Origin of the sequence: Streptomyces sp. NPDC032940 (assembly GCF_040636935.1) — a bacterium.
Taxonomy (GTDB): Bacteria; Actinomycetota; Actinomycetes; order Streptomycetales; family Streptomycetaceae; genus Streptomyces.
Genome location: NZ_JBEZVJ010000004.1, coordinates 196,202 through 214,994, shown reverse-complemented (window position 1 = coordinate 214,994; position 18,793 = coordinate 196,202). Strand labels below are relative to the sequence as shown.

General features: G+C 74.4%; 17 protein-coding genes and 1 tRNA gene. 11 read left to right on the top strand and 7 right to left on the bottom strand.

All coding sequences use genetic code 11. The features are described 5' to 3' along the window. Positions 1-78: 78 nt before the first annotated feature. Positions 79-687 (bottom strand): histidine phosphatase family protein, encoded by a 609-nt coding sequence (locus AB0E77_RS08045; RefSeq protein ID WP_361567201.1) that lies wholly within the window; start codon positions 685-687, stop codon positions 79-81. A gap of 193 nt (positions 688-880) precedes the next feature. Here AB0E77_RS08045 and AB0E77_RS08040 point away from each other — a divergent pair, with 193 nt between their 5' ends. From AB0E77_RS08040 to AB0E77_RS08010, 7 genes are all read left to right on the top strand, one after another. Continuing rightward, the gene (locus AB0E77_RS08040) at positions 881-1,834 is read left to right on the top strand and encodes a phosphatase PAP2 family protein (protein ID WP_361567198.1); all 954 of its coding nucleotides are present in this window, start codon (positions 881-883) and stop codon (positions 1,832-1,834) included. Next, the gene (locus AB0E77_RS08035) at positions 1,752-2,933 is read left to right on the top strand and encodes a hypothetical protein (protein ID WP_361567515.1); all 1,182 of its coding nucleotides are present in this window, start codon (positions 1,752-1,754) and stop codon (positions 2,931-2,933) included. The genes AB0E77_RS08040 and AB0E77_RS08035 overlap by 83 nt, the downstream gene beginning before the upstream one ends. After that, positions 2,924-4,534, top strand: a complete 1,611-nt coding sequence (locus AB0E77_RS08030) for a hypothetical protein (RefSeq protein ID WP_361567195.1) — start codon at positions 2,924-2,926, stop codon at positions 4,532-4,534. The genes AB0E77_RS08035 and AB0E77_RS08030 overlap by 10 nt, the downstream gene beginning before the upstream one ends. Further along, positions 4,531-5,895, top strand: coding sequence for an AAA domain-containing protein (locus AB0E77_RS08025; RefSeq protein WP_361567193.1), 1,365 nt, complete (start codon positions 4,531-4,533; stop codon positions 5,893-5,895). The genes AB0E77_RS08030 and AB0E77_RS08025 overlap by 4 nt, the downstream gene beginning before the upstream one ends. Positions 5,896-6,068: 173 nt before the next feature. After that, on the top strand, positions 6,069-6,440 hold the full coding sequence (locus AB0E77_RS08020; RefSeq protein WP_361567190.1) for a hypothetical protein: 372 nt from the start codon (positions 6,069-6,071) through the stop codon (positions 6,438-6,440). A 142-nt stretch (positions 6,441-6,582) separates the two neighbouring features. Next, entirely contained in the window at positions 6,583-7,179 is a 597-nt protein-coding gene (locus tag AB0E77_RS08015) for a bifunctional DNA primase/polymerase (RefSeq protein WP_361567187.1), read from the top strand. After that, positions 7,170-7,243: transfer RNA gene (locus AB0E77_RS08010), tRNA-Lys, on the top strand. The genes AB0E77_RS08015 and AB0E77_RS08010 overlap by 10 nt, the downstream gene beginning before the upstream one ends. 70 nt (positions 7,244-7,313) lie before the next feature. Here AB0E77_RS08010 and AB0E77_RS08005 read toward each other — a convergent pair. Continuing rightward, positions 7,314-8,675, bottom strand: coding sequence for a M6 family metalloprotease domain-containing protein (locus AB0E77_RS08005; protein WP_361567184.1), 1,362 nt, complete (start codon positions 8,673-8,675; stop codon positions 7,314-7,316). A 302-nt stretch (positions 8,676-8,977) separates the two neighbouring features. Here AB0E77_RS08005 and AB0E77_RS08000 point away from each other — a divergent pair, with 302 nt between their 5' ends. Then, positions 8,978-10,855, top strand: a complete 1,878-nt coding sequence (locus AB0E77_RS08000; RefSeq protein WP_361567181.1) for an EAL domain-containing protein — start codon at positions 8,978-8,980, stop codon at positions 10,853-10,855. Here the strand turns inward: AB0E77_RS08000 and AB0E77_RS07995 are convergent. From AB0E77_RS07995 to AB0E77_RS07985, 3 genes are all read right to left on the bottom strand, one after another. Further along, a complete protein-coding gene (locus AB0E77_RS07995; protein ID WP_361567178.1) occupies positions 10,831-11,931 on the bottom strand; it encodes an LLM class flavin-dependent oxidoreductase in 1,101 nt (366 codons plus the stop codon). The two genes, AB0E77_RS08000 and AB0E77_RS07995, sit on opposite strands and share 25 nt — an antisense overlap. Before the next feature lie 77 nt (positions 11,932-12,008). Then, the gene (locus tag AB0E77_RS07990; RefSeq protein WP_361567175.1) at positions 12,009-12,203 is read right to left on the bottom strand and encodes a DUF397 domain-containing protein; all 195 of its coding nucleotides are present in this window, start codon (positions 12,201-12,203) and stop codon (positions 12,009-12,011) included. An 8-nt stretch (positions 12,204-12,211) separates the two neighbouring features. Further along, positions 12,212-13,063 (bottom strand): helix-turn-helix transcriptional regulator, encoded by an 852-nt coding sequence (locus tag AB0E77_RS07985; RefSeq protein ID WP_361567172.1) that lies wholly within the window; start codon positions 13,061-13,063, stop codon positions 12,212-12,214. 231 nt (positions 13,064-13,294) lie between these two features. Here AB0E77_RS07985 and AB0E77_RS07980 point away from each other — a divergent pair, with 231 nt between their 5' ends. Further along, positions 13,295-13,744: an ATP-binding protein gene (locus tag AB0E77_RS07980; RefSeq protein WP_361567169.1), complete on the top strand. Its 450-nt coding sequence runs from the start codon at positions 13,295-13,297 to the stop codon at positions 13,742-13,744. A gap of 263 nt (positions 13,745-14,007) precedes the next feature. Here the strand turns inward: AB0E77_RS07980 and AB0E77_RS07975 are convergent, their stop codons facing one another. After that, positions 14,008-14,901 (bottom strand): LysR family transcriptional regulator, encoded by an 894-nt coding sequence (locus AB0E77_RS07975; RefSeq protein WP_361567166.1) that lies wholly within the window; start codon positions 14,899-14,901, stop codon positions 14,008-14,010. Positions 14,902-15,009: 108 nt separating this feature from the next. Here AB0E77_RS07975 and AB0E77_RS07970 point away from each other — a divergent pair, with 108 nt between their 5' ends. Beyond that, the gene (locus AB0E77_RS07970; protein WP_361567512.1) at positions 15,010-15,375 is read left to right on the top strand and encodes a nuclear transport factor 2 family protein; all 366 of its coding nucleotides are present in this window, start codon (positions 15,010-15,012) and stop codon (positions 15,373-15,375) included. Positions 15,376-15,420: 45 nt separating this feature from the next. Further along, on the top strand, positions 15,421-18,348 hold the full coding sequence (locus AB0E77_RS07965) for a LuxR C-terminal-related transcriptional regulator (RefSeq protein ID WP_361567163.1): 2,928 nt from the start codon (positions 15,421-15,423) through the stop codon (positions 18,346-18,348). Here AB0E77_RS07965 and AB0E77_RS07960 read toward each other — a convergent pair. Then, a complete protein-coding gene (locus AB0E77_RS07960) occupies positions 18,345-18,791 on the bottom strand; it encodes a DUF1801 domain-containing protein (RefSeq protein ID WP_361567160.1) in 447 nt (148 codons plus the stop codon). The two genes, AB0E77_RS07965 and AB0E77_RS07960, sit on opposite strands and share 4 nt — an antisense overlap. Positions 18,792-18,793 lie beyond the last annotated feature (2 nt).

Below are 18,793 nucleotides of genomic sequence, written 5' to 3'. Positions count from 1 at the left end.
GCGGAGGGCCCGCAGCTATGCGGGAGGGCTGGGGCGTGAGCGGTGTCTCTCAGCGAGGGCGGGCGGGGTGGGGCGTCGTCATGCCGCCGCGGTGGCGGTGAGGTGGCCCATGTCGTTCCAGGATTCGAGGGCCGGAGCGCCGTAGGCCCAGCCGAGGACGGAGAGGGACGTCGGGTTGAGGCGGATGCGGGCGGCGAAGTCCAGGGGGAGGCCCAGCCAGCGGGCGCCGATGGAGCGCAGGATGTGTCCGTGGGCGAAGACCAGGACGTCGCGGTCCGCCTCCAGCGCCCACGACACCACCTCGTCCGCGCGCGCGGTGACGTCGGCCAGGCTCTCGCCCTCCGGGACCCCGTCCCGCCAGATCAGCCAGCCGGGCCGGACCGCCTGGATCTCGTCCGGCGTCATGCCCTCATACGCCCCGTAGTCCCACTCCATGAGCGCGTCCCACGTGCCGGCGCGCTCGCCGAAGCCCGCGAGTTCGCAGGTCTCCCGCGCGCGGACCAGCGGGCTGGTGCGCACCTCGACGCCGGGCAGGCCGTCCAGGGGCGCCCGGTGCAGGCGCTCGCCGAGCAGCTTGGCGCCGCGCCGGCCCTCCTCCAGGAGCGGCACATCGGTCCTGCCGGTGTGCTTGCCGGACAGCGACCACTCGGTCTGTCCGTGCCGGGCCAGCAGGATGCGCGGTGCCATGGAGGGGCCTTTCCGGGAGCAACGTCGGAGGGGGACCCCTCCATCATCGCGCACCCGGCACCCGGGCAACCCGGGGGGACGTCCCGGCGTCTATCAGGGCCGGGGGCGCGCCGCGAGGCGGGCTCCCGGACGCCGTAGAGTGGCACGCCCGGCGCCGTCGGGCCACGCGAGAAGAAGGGGGAGGGCGATCGGATTGCCGCACACCGAGACACCGGGCACCGAGGCGGCCCAGCGGACTCGGCTCCGCTGGTGGACCGAGCTCCCGCTGATCGTCCTCGTGTACGCCTGCTATTCCGCGGGCCGCCTCCTGGTGCGCGGTGACGTCTCGGACGCCGTCGACCACGGGCTGGCCCTCCTGGACATCGAGAAGGCGCTCCACCTCAACGCGGAGCACCCGCTCAACCGTCTCTTCACCCGCGAACCGTGGCTCGGCGTCCCGGCCGACTTCTGGTACGCGTCGCTGCACTATCTCGTCACCCCGGTGATCCTGGTCTGGCTGTTCCGTTCCCGCGCCGTGCGCTACCGGGCGGCCCGGACCTGGCTGATGACGTCCACGTTCATCGGGCTGATCGGCTTCACGCTGCTGCCGACCTGCCCGCCCCGGCTGCTGGACGCGAGCCACGGGTTCGTCGACACGATGGCCCACTACAGCTCGTACGGCTGGTGGGGCGGCGAGGCGAGCGCGCCGCGCGGGCTGGGCGGGATGACCAACCAGTACGCGGCCATGCCGAGCCTGCACGTGGGCTGGGCGCTGTGGTGCGGTGTGATGCTGTGGCGCCACGGCGGCACCCGCACCGCGAAGGCGGCCGGTGTCGTCTATCCGCTGGTGACGACGATCGTGGTGATGGGCACCGCGAACCACTACTTCCTGGACGCGGTGGCGGGCGCCGCCGTGATGGGCGCGGGCTTCCTGCTGGCGCCGCTCGTGATGCGCGTCGCGGACCGGGCCAGGAAGCTGATCACCTCCCGTTCCGCTTCTCTCCCGCAGGTTTCCGGCGACGCTGGTTCCCCCGTTGTCAGTGGTGGATGCCAGACTTCCGCGGGTGAGCGATTTCCACGGCAGCGTGAGCAGCGGCTCGGAGCGGGAGCCGAGCCGGACACCTCCCCCTCGGACGCGGGGGACGGGGCTCCGGCACCGGCTCGCTGAGCTGCGCGGTCCCGACGTCCCGGCGAAGGCGCTGGACGCGCGGGCGCTGGCCGCCCTCGCGGCCAACCCGGGGTGCAGACGGCGCGCCATCCTCGACGGCGCCGGAGTCGACAAGGGCTCGCTGGCGAGTGCGCTCGGTTCGCCGTCGGTCTTCGGCCAGTCGCAGTTCGCGCTGACCCGGGGGAACGCCTTCGAGGCCCGGGTGAAGGCGGACGGCGGCGCCGAGCTGCTGCGCCTGGTGCACGAGAAGCTGGACCGGGGCGCCGAGCCGCCCGCCGGGGCGCAGACGCCCGACCTGTCGGCGACCGGGCCCGAGGGCCGCGCCGCGCGCACCTCGCTGGCGCTGCGGGAGGCGGCACGCGCGTCCGGCACCTGGACGCTCCTGGACCACCCGATGCTGGCGCTGGACGTGGCCGGCTCCCCCGCCTTCCTGGAGCCGGACGCGGTGGTGGTCCACCCGGACGGCACCTGGACGGTCGTCGAGATCAAGTCCTTCCCGATGCTGGACGGTTCCGCGGACCCGGCGAAGGTGGGCGCCGCCGCCCGGCAGGCCGCGGTGTACGTGCTGGCGCTGGAAGAGGTCGCCGCCCGTCTGGAGCCGGCGCCGCGCGTGCGCCATCGCGTCCTGCTGGTCTGCCCCAGGGACTTCTCCAACCTGCCCACCGCGTCCGCCGTGGACGTGCGCAAGCAGCGCGCCGTGACCGGCCGCCAGCTGGCCCGGCTCACCCGGATCGAGGAGATCGCCGAGGCGCTCCCGGAGGGTGTCTGCTTCTCCCCCGCGCTGCCGGCCGACGAGCTGACGGCCGCGGTCGAGGCGGTCCCGGCGACGTACGCGCCCGAGTGCCTGTCCGCGTGCGAGCTGGCCTTCCACTGCCGTGCCCGGTCCCGGGAGGCCGGCGCGGTGACCACGCTGGGCCGCCCGGTGCGGGCCGAGCTGGGCGGGCTGTCCACGGTGGACGACGTGCTGGCCGCGGCGCGTGGGGAGGCCGGCGACCCGGACGACCCGGCGGTGGCCGCGCTGCGCCGGGCGGCGGAGCTGCGGGCCGAGGCGCTGGCGTCGGCGGGGGTCGGAGCCGGGGAGGTGGCCGCATGTCGCTGATCACCACGCTCGCCCGGCTCGAGGCGGTGCGCAGCGGCCGTGCGCAGCCCGCCGCCACCGTCCGGCACCGGCATCTGTCCGACCGGCCCCTGGTCTTCGTGCCGCTGACCACCGCGGGCGAGGCGGGCGCCCCGCTGGGCGCGCTGGTCGGCACCGACCGTGCAGCGCCGCACCTGCTGGTCGTCCCGCAGCCCCGCGACCGCGACCTGCGCTTCGCGTTCCTGGCCGAGCTGGCCGGCATCGTGCTCCCGCACGTCGAGGCGTACGCGGATGCCGTCGAGGCGGCCGAGCGCACGGAGACGGACCCGGTGACCGGCAAGCGGGTCAAGGTCGAGGTCGACCTGTGCGCGGACGCGGCGCAGCTGATCGTGCCGAGCCGCGCCGGCGTCGACTTCGTCCGGCTGCTCGGCCGGTCCATGCGTTTCCGGCGCACGGCGGAGCAGGATCCGCAGACGCCGCATCCCGCGCCGCCGAGGGTGCCGCTGCTCGGGCGGTGGCTGACCCACTACGGCGAGCGGGCGCGGGTGCCCGGCTCGTCCCTCCTGCTCGCCATGACCGACCTGCTGGGCCGGCACTGGGCGACCGGGCAGTCGACCCTGGAGGACCAGCACCTGGGGGCGCTGCTCGCGTGGATCGCCCCGCCCGACGAGGGGCGGACCGGCGCGGAGGCGGCGCGCCGTGCCGAGCTGGCCCGCGACGCCGACGGTCAGCTGCTGTGCCCGCCCGCGGGCCCGGCGACCGACCCGGCCTTCGACAACAAGCTGCTCGCGCCGGCCATCGAGCGCTACGACCGCGCCCGCACCGCGTTCGCCGCCGCCGAGGACGGTCTGGAGGCCGACGACCGGCTGGGTGCGCTGACCGCCGCCGAGCGGGAGATCCGCGCCTTGGTGGAGAGCCGTACGCGGCCCACCTGGGACGCGGTGTGGCGGGGCCTGGACCTGCTGCGGGAGCTGCCCGCCGGGGCGCACGTCGAGGACCGGTGGACGCGGGACCGCTGGTCGTTCACCGCGCACCGCGACCGTGTCCTCGCCGGTGAGCCCCCGCAGCCGCGCCGGGACGACGCGGTGACGGCGGCGAACAAGCTGGCCACCCGCGAGCGCGAGCAGGCCCGGCTGGAGGCGCAGGAGGCGCTGGACGATCCGCTGGTGATGGCGGGGCGGCGGCTGTCCGGGGAGGCGTTCGCGGGGGAGGTCGTGGACGTGGTCATGGCGTACAGCGAGAGCAAGCGGCCCAGTCCGCGCCCGCTGGTCACGGTCCGCACGGACGACCGGCCGCATCTGGGCGAGCGGGTGAAGGTGTACCGGTCGCTGGGCGGCAAGCCGCAGGCGGCGGAGTACGTCGGGCCGGGAGACGGGCCGGACGAGGAGGGTGTGCTGGTGCTGCGCATCGTGGACAAGATGGGCCGCGGCAAGGAGCCCGAGCCCGGGTCGGTGCCGGAGAAGGGCGACCTGGTCTGCTTCACCCTCTTCGAGCACGAACAGCGGGGCGGGGCGAAGCTGCCGGACCCGGAGCAGACGCCGTGGACGCACGGCGGGCCGCCCGCTGATCAGGCCGCCGTACCGGAGCCCGCCGACGCCCAGACCCCGGAGGACGTCCTGTGACCGCCGAGGCCGGCGCCGCCCCCGTCGTCGGGGCGGCCTTCGACCCGGGTGCGGAGGCCGCCCGCGCCACCGCGGCGATCCTCCACGACACCCTGCACGGCACGGAGCGCGGTGTCGTCGTGGACTCCCCGCCCGGCGCCGGCAAGTCCACGCTCGTGGTGCGGGCGGCGCTGGAGCTGGCCGAGGCGGGCCGTCCGCTGATGGTGGTCGCGCAGACCAACGCCCAGGTGGACGACCTGGTGCTCCGGCTCGCCGAGAAGAATCCGGACCTCCCGGTGGGCCGCCTGCACAGCAGCGACGCCGACCCGTACGACAAGGCGCTCGACGGTCTGGCCAACGTCCGCAAGTCGGCGAAGGCCGCGGACCTCGCCGGGCAGGCGGTGGTCCTGTCGACCGCCGCGAAGTGGGCGCACGTCACGGTGGACGAGCCGTGGCGGCACGCGATCGTGGACGAGGCCTACCAGATGCGCTCCGACGCGCTGCTGGCCGTGGCCGGGCTGTTCGAACGGGCGCTGTTCGTGGGCGACCCGGGTCAGCTGGACCCGTTCGCGACGGTGGGCGGCGAGCAGTGGGCGGGGCTGTCGTACGACCCGTCGGCCTCCGCGGTGACGACGCTCCTCGCCCACAATCCGGGTCTGCCGCAGCACCGGCTGCCGGTGTCGTGGCGGCTTCCGGCGTCGGCGGCGCCGCTGGTGTCGGCCGCGTTCTATCCGTACACGCCGTTCCGCAGCGGCACGGGCCACGGTGACCGGCGGCTGTCCTTCGCGGTGCCGTCGGACGGTTCGGGGCCCGACCGGGTCATCGACGAGGCCGCCGCCTCGGGCTGGGGCCTGCTGGAGCTGCCGGCGCGGCACACGCCGCGTACGGATCCGGAGGTGGTGCGGGCGGTGGCGGCGGTGGTGCGCCGGCTGCTCGACCGCGGGGGCGCGGCGTCCTCCGAGCGCTCGGCGGACCCGGCCCCGCTGACCGCCGGGCGCATCGCCGTGGGCACCGCGCACCGGGACCAGGCGGCGGCGGTCCGGGCGGCGCTGGCCGGCCTGGGGGTGCGGGACGTGACGGTGGACACGGCGAACCGGCTCCAGGGCCGGGAGTACGACGTGACGGTCGTCCTGCACCCGCTCTCCGGCCGCCCCGACGCCACCGCCTTCCACCTGGAGACGGGCCGCCTGTGCGTCCTGGCCTCCCGGCACCGGCACGCGTGCATCGTGGTGTGCCGCGCGGGGGTGGACGCCCTGCTCGACGACTACCCGTCGACGGAGCCGGTCCAGCTGGGAACGCTGGTGAAGTTCCCGGACGGCTGGGAGGCGAACCACGCGGTCCTGGCCCACCTCGCGGAACACCGCGTGCCCTGGCGACCGTGACCGAACAGGCCCCCATCCGGCCCCGATCGCACAAGTGTCCCGCGAGCGTGTGCGCGCCCTCTGAGGCGCGACGCCCTCTTGCATGGGCGCGGGACAATGGACGGTGGCCCACTCCACCGAGGGTGCCCCCGGGTCCGGGGAGGGTCGTTCGTGACGTACGAGAAGGAGAAGACATGGCGGAGCCCACGCCGGGCCGGAACCAGCCGCGGTTGCGCCCCGCGCCCCTGCTCTTCGAGCCCGCGGAGGCGGCCGCCGATCCGGAGCACTTCTTCGATCTCGAGTCGATCGACGACCCCAGGGCGCTGCTGGAGCGTGCGACGGAGCTGACGCAGGCGTTCCGGGCTGCGGCGGACCGGGCGGTGGAGTTCCAGGCGATGGCGGCGGCGCAGCTGGCGGACCCGCGGAAGTTCGACCGGCTGACGGTCGCGGACATCGCGGACCGGGCGGAGTGGACCGAGGACTACGCCAAGAAGATGGTGGAGTTCGGGCGGGACCTGCTGCGCGGCGTCGAGGGCCGCGGCCCGGGTCACGTCGACCCGGTGTAGCCGGCACCCGGCACCCGTCCGTCTGTTCGACTACCCCGGACGCATATGCCAGACGGGCAAGATACCCGCTTCCCGGCCCCCACGTCCCGGTTTCCCGCAACTCAACGGATCCGCCTCCTCACACCCGGTAGACGTAAGGAGCATGAGCAGCACTCGGAATGTCACGGACGTCACCGCGGACGGCGCCGCCTGGCTGGCCTCGGCGGGTGCCTACCCGCGCAGCACCCTCGCCCTGTGGGAGGAGCGGCCCGACGCCCCGGTCGTCCTGCCCTGCGGCTCGGCCTTCGACGTGGTGAGCGTTCCCACGGTCTTCGGGCGCCGGATGCTGGACCGGATGTGGGAGGAGGGCCCGGGTTCGGGCCCCGTGGCCGAGTACCGGGGCCGGATGCTGCTGTTCTGCGCGCCGGGCACCGCCCAGCGGCTGCCCTCGCTGCTGGAGTGGGAGGAGTGGAGCGCGCGCGGCCGGCCGGGCGGCCGTACCGTCGCCGTGCCGCCGCTGCTGTGCCACGGCGCCGGGGACGCGGTGACGGTCCCGGCCCTCACCGGCGCGTCCGCCCGTTCCGGGTCCGGTTCCTGTTCCCGCTGGCTGGTGGCCCCCGACACCCGTCTGCCCTGGCTGCCGGGCCCGGAGATCCTGCTCTGGGCGGCCGTCCGGGCGGCCCGGGACGCGGTGCGGATTTCGATTTTTCCTCCCGCCGACCCTGATGCTAAGGTCTACGACGTCAGCAGGCGCCGCTAGCTCAGTTGGTTAGAGCAGCTGACTCTTAATCAGCGGGTCCGGGGTTCGAGTCCCTGGCGGCGCACAGACACCGGAAGGCCCCTCGTGAGAGCGAGGGGCCTTCCGCGTATCCCCAGCCGGGCGGGATCTTCTGCCTAGCCGGGCGTGATCTTCACGGTCCACGCCCCCGACGCCGTCTGCCCCTCCACCTCCACCCGTACGCCGTCACCCGGCACCGTGAAGCTCTCGCCGAGCCCCACCGGTGCGTCCGCGAGCGGCGGATAGACGGAGTCCTCCCAGCAGGCCTCGGTGCGCGGGTGGGCGTCGATCACCTCGATCGGCCCGCCCCCGGACTGGGTCCCGCCGCGCACCCGGTACACCAGCACCCCCGCGCGGCAGGCGGCGGCGTCGTTGCCCACCGGTCCCCGTGCCTCGAAGGCGAGCGCGCTCTCGGCGCCGGTGCGGACCACGGCCAGCTTGGTGCCCCGTCCGAGACCGAAGGCCGGCGCCCCGGCGGCCCCCGTCACCTCCACGCCGGGACCGGCGCCGAGCGGCTCCAGGGTCAGCCGGGTCGGCCCGCTGCCGCGCACGCACGCCACCTGCCGGGGCCGCAGCCAGCCCAGCTTCCACTTGTGCCAGCCGAAGAGGTCGGGGGCCAGCCCGAACTGGCTGCCCATCAGATCCCAGTCGCCGACGTGCGTGTCCCAGTCGCCCTTGCCGTCGGCGGGCCGGTGGTACAGGTCGGGCAGGTCGAAGACGTGCCCGGTCTCGTGGGCCAGCACCAGCCGGTCCGGCGGATGGTGCTCGAACACCGTGACGACCCGCCGTACGTCGGTGCCGTCGGCCCGCAGCGGGGAGTCCAGGTTGACGACCTTCGTGGCGTCGGAGTCGACGCCGGGGGCGTCCGGGTCGGCGACGAAGTAGACGATGTCGTAGCGGGAGAAGTCCACGTGCGGGTCGGCGGCGGCGAGCGCGTCGTGCAGATAGGCCGCCCGGTGCTCGGGGCTCCAGTCACGCCGTATGTCGTACGCCGTCGACGGCTTCGGCATGCGGATCCAGCGCCGCATCGGGTGCGGGTGGAGCGTGAACGCGCCGTAGGAGGCGCGCTGGAAGAAGCGGGTGGTGGCCGGGAAGTGGTCGGCGGCCAGTTCGGCCGGGGAGGTCAGCGGCTGGGAGTCCGGGAAGGACAGGAACACCATCACCGCGTCCAGCGCGCGGGCCGGGCGCGGATAGGCGGCGTTCCAGGTGTCGAGGCCCTCGGAGTGGTGGGCGGCGGTACGCCGCAGCGCGCAGGGCTCCGGGGAGAAGGGCTCGGCGACCGAGGGGGCGGTGATCAGGGAGGTCGCGGCGAGCGCCGACATGGTGGTGCACACCGCGGCCGTGCTGCGCAGCCTGGGCCGGCCCGTCGTCCCCGTGGCGCGGCGGCTCGCGCCGAGACCCTTGAGGGCCTCGCGGGGAAGTCGCCTCAGGGGGAGCTGGCGCGGCACAGGGACCTCCGGGTGGGGTTCGCGGGACACCGCACCCAGCTTGTGCATATTTGTCGTACTGCGCCCTGTTCGCCTGCACCCAATGGGTGAGCCGCGCGAGATTCCGCCGGAGTGCGCCGGAGCCGACACCCCCGGACCACTCACGGAACGTCACGACTGGTCGGAGGCGTGCCGGAGCCGCCAAGAGATGGGCAGAAACGATCACCCAGAGGGCTCAGTCGGTCCAAGAGGCGGATCGACGGCTGGAAGGGCCCGGTGCCAGCCTCTATGATCGGCACACTTTCCTGCACGGACACAGACGGACCGAGATCGAGGCACTGCGGGAGCGAGCGGTGAACGGAACCTCCGAAGGGCCGGCGCACGCGGCGGACCTCGACCGGTCGGCCGTCACGGACCGTGACATCGGCCTGGCGGGACGTACGGATGCCCCGGCCTATCGCGAGGTGTTCACGGCCGCCCCGCTCGCCATGGCCGTCGTGGACCCCGAGGGCCTGGTCGTCAGCGCCAACGACACGCTGGGCGCGCTGCTCGGCGCCGACCCCGCCGCCCTGGCCGGCTGCGCGGCGGCCGACCTGGTCGACCTGGCGTCCGACGCGGGCACCTGGCACGCGTACCGCGAGGTGCTGGCCGGCCGGCAGCCGCGGCTGCGCTGCACCCGCCGGCTGAAGGGGGCCGACGGCCACTCCCTGTGGGCCCAGGTCACCGTGGCGCCGCTGACCGGGGAGACGCCCGGGCTGCTGCTCTCCGTCTCCGACATCAGCGCCCGGCGCGAACTCCAGGCCCGGCTGCGCCACCTCCAGATGCACGACCCGGTGACCCGGCTGCCCAACCGCGCCCTGTTCTTCGAGCGGCTGACGGCCGCGCTGGAGGCGGAGTCGTACGAGCGGGGCGGCTCGGGCCGGGTCGGCCTGTGCTATCTGGACCTGGACGGGTTCAAGGCCGTCAACGACACCCTCGGCCACCGGGTCGGCGACCGGCTGCTGGCCGCCGTCGCCGAGCGGCTCACGCGCTGCGCGGAGGAGGCCGCGGGCGCGCGGGCCGGGGTGCCGCTGGTGGCCCGGCTCGGCGGCGACGAGTTCGCCCTGCTGGTGGAGGACTCCACGGGCACCGACCAGCTCGCCGACCTCGCCGAGTCCGTACTGGCCGCCCTCCAGGAGCCGTTCGAGCTCTCGGGCCGCCGGCTGTCGGTCACCGCGTCGGTCGGCGTGGTCGAGCGGCACACCGCGGGGACGACGCCCACCGCGCTGATGCAGGCGGCCGACACGACGCTGTACTGGGCCAAGGCCGACGGCCGGGCCCGCTGGACGCTGTTCGACCCCGAGCGCAACGCCACCCGCATGACACGCCAGGCCCTCGCCGCCACACTGCGCCCGGCCATCGACCGCGGCGAGTTCGCCCTCGAGTACCAGCCGCTGGTGGGCATGGACGACGGCCGGGTGCGGGGCGTCGAGGCGCTTATCCGCTGGAATCACCCGCAGTTCGGCGTCCTGGCGCCGAATCGGTTCATCGCACTGGCGGAGGAGGACGGCTCGATCGTCCCGCTCGGCCGCTGGATCCTGCGCACCGCCTGCCGCCAGGCCCGCCGCTGGCAGCTCGACCACCCCGGCGAGCCGCCCATCTTCGTCAGCGTCAACGTGGCGGTCCGTCAGGTCTGGGACTCCGACCTGGTGGCGGACGTGGCGGCGACCCTGGAGGACACGGGCCTCGCCCCGCACCTGCTCCAGCTGGAGCTGACGGAGTCCGCCGTGATGGGCTCGGCGGGCCGGCCGCTCCAGGTGCTGAAGGCGCTGAGCGACATGGGCGTCCGCATCGCCATCGACGACTTCGGCACCGGCTACTCCAACCTGGCCTACCTCAGCCGGCTGCCGGTGTCGGTGCTGAAGCTGGACGGGGCCTTCGTACGGGGCTTCCAGTACGCGGGGGTCGCGGACACCGCCGACGCCGCTGCCGCGTCCGAGGCCGCCGCGGCCAGCCCGGCCGACGAGGTCATCGTCGAGGCGATGGTCCAGCTCGCCCACCGGCTCGGCCTGACCGTGACCGCCGAGTGCGTGGAGACCTCGGACCAGGCGAGCCGACTCCGCCGCATCGGCTGCGACACCGGCCAGGGCTGGCTGTACTCCCGGCCGGTGGCGCCGGACCGCATCTCCGCGCTGCTGGACTCCGCCGGGCCCGGCACGGCCGGGGTTCAGGCGGGCGTCGGCAACCCGTAGGCGTCGGCGATCAGTTCGTAGGAGCGCAGGCGTACGTCGCCGCCGTGGGCGTTGGCGGTGAGCATCAGCTCGTCGGCGCCGGTGCGCTTCTGGAGGTCGTCGAGCCCGGCGCGGACCTCGTCGGCGGTGCCGTGGACGACGTTGGAGTTCCAGGTCTGCACGAACTCCCGCTCCATCGGGCTGAAATCGTACGCCTCGGCCTCCTCCGGCGTCGGCACGAGCCCGGGGCGGCCGGTGCGCAGCCGGACCATGCTCAGGGCGGCGGCCAGCACCTGCCGGCGGGCCTCCTTCTCGTCGTCGGCCGCGAGGGCGGAGACGCCGATGAGGGCGTAGGGCGCGTCCAGGACGGCGGACGGGCGGAAGGACTCGCGGTACAGGTCCAGCGCCGGGATGGTGTTCTGCGCGGAGAAGTGGTGCGCGAAGGCGAAGGGCAGGCCCAGGGTGCCGGCCAGCCGGGCACTGAAGCCGGAGGACCCCAGCAGCCACACCGGCGGCCGGTGCGGGGACTGGACGCCGCCGGGCGAGGTGGCCTGCACGGGGCCGGGCACGGCGTGGATACGCCGGTACGGGTGCCCGTCGGGGAAGTCGTCGTCCAGGAACCGGATCAGCTCGGCGAGCTGCTGCGGGAAGTCGTCGGCGCCCTCGTTCAGCCGGTCGGTGCGGCGCAGGGCGGCGGCCGTCGCCCCGTCGGTGCCGGGCGCCCGGCCGAGGCCGAGGTCGACGCGTCCCGGCGCCATGGCCTCCAGCGTGCCGAACTGCTCCGCGATCACCAGCGGGGCGTGGTTCGGCAGCATGACGCCGCCCGAGCCGAGCCGGATGCGGCCGGTGTGGGCGGCGAGGTGCGCGAGGATCACGGCGGGCGAGGAGGAGGCGACGCCGGGCATGGAGTGGTGCTCGGCCACCCAGTACCGGTGGTACCCGCGGGCCTCGGCGAGCCGCGCGATGTCCACGCTGGTCCGCAGCGCGTCCGTGGCGGTGCGACCCTCGCCGACGGTCACCAGGTCCAGTACGGACAGGGGGACGGGTGCGGTGCCGTGGGCGGTGCCCCGGATCTCCTCTGCGGCGTCTGCGGCCATGGTGGGATGCCTCCTGTTGTCGTGCCGGATCACTGCGGTGCGCTCCGCTGCGCTGGCTAACAGGAGGGTGCCTCCGGTTATTCCCCGGCGGGGGCTTTCAGGGCGTCGAGGAAGGCGGTGAAGGCGGGGGCGGTGAACGTGAGCACGGCCCGTGCGGGAGCCTTGGAGTCACGGACGGCCACACGGGGGCGGCGGTCGGCGACCTCGACGCAGGCATTACCGTCGCCGCTGCCGGAGTAGGAGGACTTCCGCCAGTTGCCAGGGGTGATCACCGGGTGCCTCACAGTTCCTTTGCCAGCCTGTGGATGAAGTCACGCGAACGTTCTGGGTCGAGTGACACCGCCTCCACTCTACGGAAAAGCGTTCGATAGACACCGAGCTGTGGTTCCGAATCGATGAAGAGCGTCCCGTGAGGGCCGTCCCGCACCACGGTGTCGAGTCTCGGCACGGCGCCACCGGCGTAGACCATCGCGGCAGTGATGTCGGCGAACTCCTCCAGCTCGAACGGGATGACGCGCACCGTCACATGCTCCGCCTCCGACAACTCCAGGATGTGGGCGAGTTGGGAGCGTGAGGCGGCACGGCCACCGACCCGGATACGCAGAGCCGCTTCGTGGACCAGCGCCTTGTAAGGGACCGGCCGATCGCCTTCGAGGATGACACGCCTCCGCATTCGATGACGGACACGCAAGTCAAGCTCGCGGGGCGTCGGTTCGGGCACCCTGCGCGAGAAGAGAGCCCGCGCGTAGTCATCGATCTGCAGAAGGCCCGGCACGTGCAGGAAGTCCACGTCCCAGCGGAAGACGGCATGATGCTCCAACTCGGCCAGATCCAGGAACGACGTGGGCAGATGCGTTCGGTACTCCTCCCACCAGCCGCGCGTCCGCTCCGTCGCGATCGCCACCAGGGCATCGACCAACTCCGCGTCCGTGCAGGCGTAGTGGGCCGCGAGGCGTCGTAGCCGCTCCTCGCTCACACCCGTGACGCCGGACTCGATCTGGCTGATCTGGACCGAGTTCACGCCCAGAAGAGCCGCCGCCTCGCGAGCGCTGAGAGCGGACGCTTCGCGCAGCCTGCGGAGTTCGACCGCCAAGCGCATCTGCCGAGCCGTCGCCTCGCGCTTGGTCCCCATCCCTGCTCCCTCGCTCAACACGCCTGGCAGCGCGACCCGTTCGGGTGCCAGATTACGCGAAAGGCTTGCTTGACGTTAAATCTAAGGTCTACGTTCGGTGACGCGCCGCACACACTGCGAAACACCGGGGCACCGGAAGCGCACCGCTTCGTCGCGCCATGACGGAGCGGCACTGCCACCGCGCCCCACCCGCATCCCCATCCCCCACCGCCGTCTCGACAGGAGCGAGCCATGCCCGAAAACGAACCGTGGGAGTACTCCCTCTACATCCCCAACGACCTCAGAGCCGTCACCGTCTGCCGCCGCACCCTCCGCCTGATCCTGACCATGCACGGCCTGATCCGCCTGGTCGACATGGCCGAGTTGCTCGCAACGGAGTTGATCGGCAACGCCGTTCGGCACACCAAGGGGCCGGCGGCCCTGCGGGTGCGCTGGTCCGGGACGGGCGTCCTCCGCCTCGGCGCCTGGGACGCGGACCCGTCCCCGCCCGAACCGCCGCAGCCGCTCGACCGCGCCGTGGACCGGGAGGACGGACGGGGCCTGGCCCTGGTGCGGGCCTGCGCCGACGTCTGGGGCTGGCAGCCGCTCGCCCGGGAGGGCAACCGGGGCAGGTACATCTGGTGCGAGCTCAGGGAAGCGATCCCGTCCGGATCGAGTCAGCCTCGGTCCGCCGCGGGATAGTCGGTCTGTGGACGGAGTGGAAAGGACATCGACTCCAAGGTCAAGCAGGTCCATGGCCCGGCCAAGCAGGACTCCTCCTTCGACAACGTCTCAGCGCTCGCCCTGCGGCTGGGCGCCCCCGCCCAATTTCGCCGCTGACCGACAGAGCATCAAAGAAGGGGCATACACAAAAACCGAGACACTCCCATATCCGGGCTGTACGGGCGGCCAGCCGACGGTGATGGGCCCGTCCAACAGGAGGCAGCAGCCCCTGCTACGCCGGATCAGCGATGCCCCGCTCCGCCGCCGAAGGCCTTGCGGCAGTGCGCCACCAGTTCGCGTACCGCCGGGCCGGGGGTGGGGGCCCAGATGAGGGCGAGGACGCCCGGTGTCTCCAGGTCCTCGATGGTGCGGGCGGTGAGGCGGTCGTGGTGGGCGGCGGCCATGGAGGCGCTGAGGACGGCGACGCCGAGTCCGCGGGCGGCCAGGTCGGCGATGGCGTCGCCGGCGCTGGCCTGGAGCGCGATCGTGGGGCGCAGGCCCTGCCCGGCGCAGGCCTGGTCGAGAACGGCGCGCAGACCGGTGCCCGGGGGCATGCAGATGACCGGGTGGTCGGTCAGGTCGCGCAGCACGACTCGGTGCCGCCGGGCCAGGGGGTGCCCGGGCGGGACGGCGACGACGAGGCGTTCGCTGATGATCGTGTGCGTCTCCAGGTCCCCGGGGGCGGCCGCCGCCGCGCCGACGAGCGCCAGGTCGAGGGCGCCGGTGCGCACCCCGTCCGCGAGCCGGTCGGAGCTGTCCTCCAGCAGGGACAGCTCCACGCCCGGATGCGCCTCGTGGAAGGCCGCGAGGGCGTCGAACAGCGGGGTGAGGGTGCAGCCGATGACCATGCCGAGGGCGAGCCGGCCCCGGATCAGGTCGGTCACCTCGCCCACCGCCTGGCCGACCGCCCCGGCCGCGGCCAGTGCGGCGCGGGCGTGTTCGAGCGCGGCCTTCCCGGCGACGGTGAGGGTGACGGTGCGGGCGGACCGGTCGAACAGCTCGGCGCCGAGCTCCTGCTCCAGTCGGCGGATCTGGGCGCTGACGCCGGACTGGCTGATGTGCACCCGCTCCGCGGCGCGGGTGAAGTTCCGCTCCTCGGCGACCGCGACGAAGTACTCGAGCTGCCTCAGTTCCATGACTGTCGATTCTAGTTCCGAGAAGAATCATCCGTTGGACTTCTGGTCCGGGGCCGACGACGCTGGAAGCACGAGAGTCCGAACGACGCAGGAGGAACCGTGCCAGCCGTGCCGGAGTACGAGAAGGCCATGCGGCCCGAGGACATCACCCGTCTGTTCGTCGAGCGGTCCAACGCCGGTGACGCGGCCGGGGTGGCCGCGCTGTACGAGGAGGACGCGGTGCTGGCCTATCCGCCCGGTGAGCGGACGGTGGGGCGGGAGGCGATCCGCGCGCTGTGGGAGAAGGTGCTGGCGGGCGCTCCCCGTTTCGAGCCGGAGGAGCCGCTGCCCACGCTGGTCAGCGGCGACATCGCCCTCACCTCGACCCCGCCGAAGGACGGGTCCGGGGCGCGGGCGCAGGTCGTGCGGCGGCAGCCCGACGGGAGCTGGCTGCGCGTGCTCGACCAGCCCGAGTTCACCCCGCCCGCCCGCTGACGTCCGTCCCGCACCGGGCCGGGGAGTGCCACCGATAATGGGCCGGTGACGAGTCCAGGGATATCGGTGCGGGAAGCGGAAGTGCTCGCGCTGCTCGGGGAGCACCTCAGCAATGCGGAGATCGCGGCCCGGCTGGTCCTCTCCGTACGCACCGTCGAGTCGCATGTCTCCTCGCTGCTGCGGAAGTTGGGGCTGCCGGACCGACGGGCGCTCGCCCGGCACGCGGCGGAGGTGGCCCGCGCCGAGCGGTCCCGCTGCGCGCCCGCCCTGCCGGCGCCGCTGACGTCGTTCGTCGGCCGGAGGCGCGAGCGCGGGGAGCTCGCCGAGGCGGTGCGGGCGCACCGGCTGGTGACCGTGACCGGTCCGGGCGGGGTGGGCAAGACGCGTCTCGCGCTGGCCGTGGCGGCGGACCTGGGCGGTGACTTCGCGGACGGGGTGTGGTTCGTCGACCTGGTCCCGGTCACCGAGCCCGACCGGGTGGGCGCGGCGGTCGCGGCGGCCGTGGGCGTGGGCGAACAGCCGGGGCAAGGCATCGACGACGCGGTGCCGGCCGCGCTGGCGGATCACCGGGCGCTGCTGGTGCTGGACAACTGCGAGCAGGTGCTCGACGGGGTGGCGCCGTTCCTGGAGCGGCTGCTCGCGGCCTGTCCGGGGCTGCGGGTGCTCGTGACGAGCCGGGCCCGGCTGATGGTGCCGTTCGAACGGGTCCTGCCGGTGCCGCCGCTGTCTCGGGAGGGCGGTGACGCCTCGGAGGCGGTGGCGCTGTTCATGGACCGGGCCGTCGCCGTCGGGCAGCCGCCCGGCCCGGCGGTGGGCGACGGGATCGTGGCCGTCTGCGAGCGGCTCGGCGGCATGGCGCTGGCGATCGAGCTGGCGGCGGCGCGCTGGTCCACGCTCGGTCTGGACGGCCTGACGGCCGGTCTCTCCGACCCCCTGCGGATCCTCACCGGCGGGCCCCGCGCGAACGACCGGCACCGGTCGCTGCGGGCGGTACTGGACTGGAGCCACGACCTGCTGGACCCGTGGGACAGGGTGCTGCTGCGCCGGGTGTCGGTGTTCGTCGCCCCGTTCACGGCGGAGGCGGCGACGGAGGTCGCGGCGCTCGCCGCGGGGGAGGCCGGCGGGGAGGCCACCGCGGGGGCTGGGCTCGCCACGGGAGCGGCCGGCCGGGAGGCCACCACGGGCGCCGGGCTCGCCGCGGGGGAAGCCACCGGGGTCGCGGCGCTCGCGGTCGCCGAGGGCACTGAGGGCACCGGCATCGCCGCCGTCGTCGACGGGCTGGGGCGCCTCGCCGAGCAGAGTCTGCTCACCGTGACGCCGTCGGCGACCGGCACCCGGTACCAGGCGCTGGAGACCATCCGCCAGTACGGGGCCGAGCGGCTCGCCGAGGCCGGTGAACTGGACGGCGTCCGGGCCCGGCATCTGGCCTGGTGTCTGGCCGCCGCGTCCGCGCTGGAGGGCGCGTCGGGGCCGGACTGGCGGGCCCGTTTCGACGCGCTCGCCGACGACTGCCGGGCCGCCCTCGCCTGGGCCGCCGGCCGGCCGGAGCGGCGCGCGGACGCCCACCGGCTCGCCCTGTCGCTGGCCCGGCTGGCCTTCACCCGCACCCTGCTCGGCGAGGCCCAGCAGCGGTACGAGCAGGCCGCCTCCCTCACCGACGACGGCACCGCCGCCGCCGAGGCGCTGCGGCAGGCCGCCGGGGTGGCCGGGTGCCGCAGGCTCGGCGACGACATGTACCGGCTGCACCGTGCCGCCGCCGGGGCCGCGCGCCGGGCCGGGGACGGTGCGGGGGCGTGCCGCGACCTGGCGACGGCCGCCACCGTCGCGTACCGCTTCTCCACCCTGTTCACGCGGATTCCCCCCGTGGCGGAGGTGACGGCTCTGCTCGCCGAGGCGCGGGAGCAGTCCGACGGCTCCCCCGCGGCCAGTGCGGCCGTCGCGCTGGCCGAGGCGGCGGTGCTCCACGACGCGTACGGCGCGGTCCAGGGCGCCGCGGAGAACACCGTCGCCGACACGGCAGTACGCGCCGAACAGGCCGTCGCGCTCGCCCGGCGCACCGGCGACCCGGTGGCGGAGTCCGCCGCCCTCGACGCGCTGTCCGGCGCCCGCAGCTGGGCCGGTGACTCCTTCGGCAGTGCGGCGGCGGCCCGGCGCCGGGTCGACGTCCTCGCCTCCCTCGCGCCCGCACCGGCAGCCACGCACGAGTCGATGGACGCCCTCGCCATGGCCGCCGGCAACGCCGTCGGCGTGGGCGCGCTGGCGGACGCCCGGCGGTGGGGCGCCCAGCTCGCCGGCCATCCGCTGCTGGCCGAGGCGGGGCATCACGCCACGGCGTGGCTGCTGACCGCGGACGCCTTCGCCGGGCACGGCCACGAGGTGCTGGACCACAGCGCGCGGTTCCTGGAGGCGTGGGAGCACAGTGGCCGCCGGCCGTCGCTGTCCCTGGGCGCCGCCGCGGCGTCGGTCGCCATGGTGCACGGTCTGCGCGGCGAGCACGCCGAGCGTGCGGCGTGGCTGGCGGTCGTCGACCGGGCGGACACGGCGCCGGAGCAGCACCGTCTCGGGTACGGCGCGGTCCTCGACGCCCTGGTCCTGCTCCATCGCGGGGACGCCGGGGCGGCGGTGGACCGGCTCGCGCCGGATCCCGACGCGGTGTGGAAGTGGGTGTGCTGGATCTGGCTGCACTGGTACGTGGCCCTCAGGGCGGAGGCGGCGGTGCTCGCCGGGCACCCGGAGGCCCGGGCCCGCGTGGACGCCGCGCTGAAGACGGTCGCCGGGAACCCGGTCGCCACCGCCCAGGTGGAGCGGGCGCGGGCGCTGCTCGACGGTGACCTGCCGGCGCAGCTCGCCACCGCGGCGGCCTTCGACGCGGCCGGCTGCCCCTACCAGTCGGCGCGCACCCTGCTCCTCGCCGGGGGCGGACACGCCGCCGCCGGCGAGGCCGCGCTGACCGGTCTGGGGCTCAGGCCCTAGCTGACCGCCTGCTTCACCAGGGCCGCGATGCGTGCCTCCACCTCGGGCGTGACCTCGGTCAGGGCGAAGGCGGTCGGCCACATCGCGCCGTCGTCCAGCCGCGCCGGGTCGTTGAAGCCGAGGGTCGCGTAGCGGGCCTTGAACTTCGCCGCGCTCTGGAAGAAGCAGAGGACCTTGCCGTCCAGCGCGTAGGCGGGCATCCCGTACCAGAGCTTCGGTGCGAGGTGGGGGGCGGTGGCCGTGACGACGGCGTGGACGCGCTCGGCCATGATCCGGTCGGAGTCCTCCATCTCGGCGATCTTCGCGAGCAGGTCCCGCTCGGCCTCCGCCGCCTTCTCCGCCTTCGAGCCACGCCGCGCCGCCTTCTTCTGCTCCTGGGCGTGCTCCTTCATCGCGGCGCGCTCGTCGGCCGTGAAACCCTCGTACGTGCCGGTGCCGGTCATGG

Bases quoted from the DNA above. Each gene is read 5' to 3' on its own strand.
- AB0E77_RS07995 (WP_361567178.1), bottom strand. From the start codon at position 11,931: ATGGCCGCAGACGCCGCAGAGGAGATCCGGGGCACCGCCCACGGCACC.
- AB0E77_RS07960 (WP_361567160.1), bottom strand. From the start codon at position 18,791: ATGACCGGCACCGGCACGTACGAGGGTTTCACGGCCGACGAGCGCGCC.
- AB0E77_RS07980 (WP_361567169.1), top strand. From the start codon at position 13,295: ATGCCCGAAAACGAACCGTGGGAGTACTCCCTCTACATCCCCAACGAC.
- AB0E77_RS07975 (WP_361567166.1), bottom strand. From the start codon at position 14,901: ATGGAACTGAGGCAGCTCGAGTACTTCGTCGCGGTCGCCGAGGAGCGG.
- AB0E77_RS07985 (WP_361567172.1), bottom strand. From the start codon at position 13,063: ATGGGGACCAAGCGCGAGGCGACGGCTCGGCAGATGCGCTTGGCGGTC.
- AB0E77_RS08045 (WP_361567201.1), bottom strand. From the start codon at position 687: ATGGCACCGCGCATCCTGCTGGCCCGGCACGGACAGACCGAGTGGTCG.
- AB0E77_RS08020 (WP_361567190.1), top strand. From the start codon at position 6,069: ATGGCGGAGCCCACGCCGGGCCGGAACCAGCCGCGGTTGCGCCCCGCG.
- AB0E77_RS08030 (WP_361567195.1), top strand. From the start codon at position 2,924: ATGTCGCTGATCACCACGCTCGCCCGGCTCGAGGCGGTGCGCAGCGGC.
- AB0E77_RS08015 (WP_361567187.1), top strand. From the start codon at position 6,583: ATGAGCAGCACTCGGAATGTCACGGACGTCACCGCGGACGGCGCCGCC.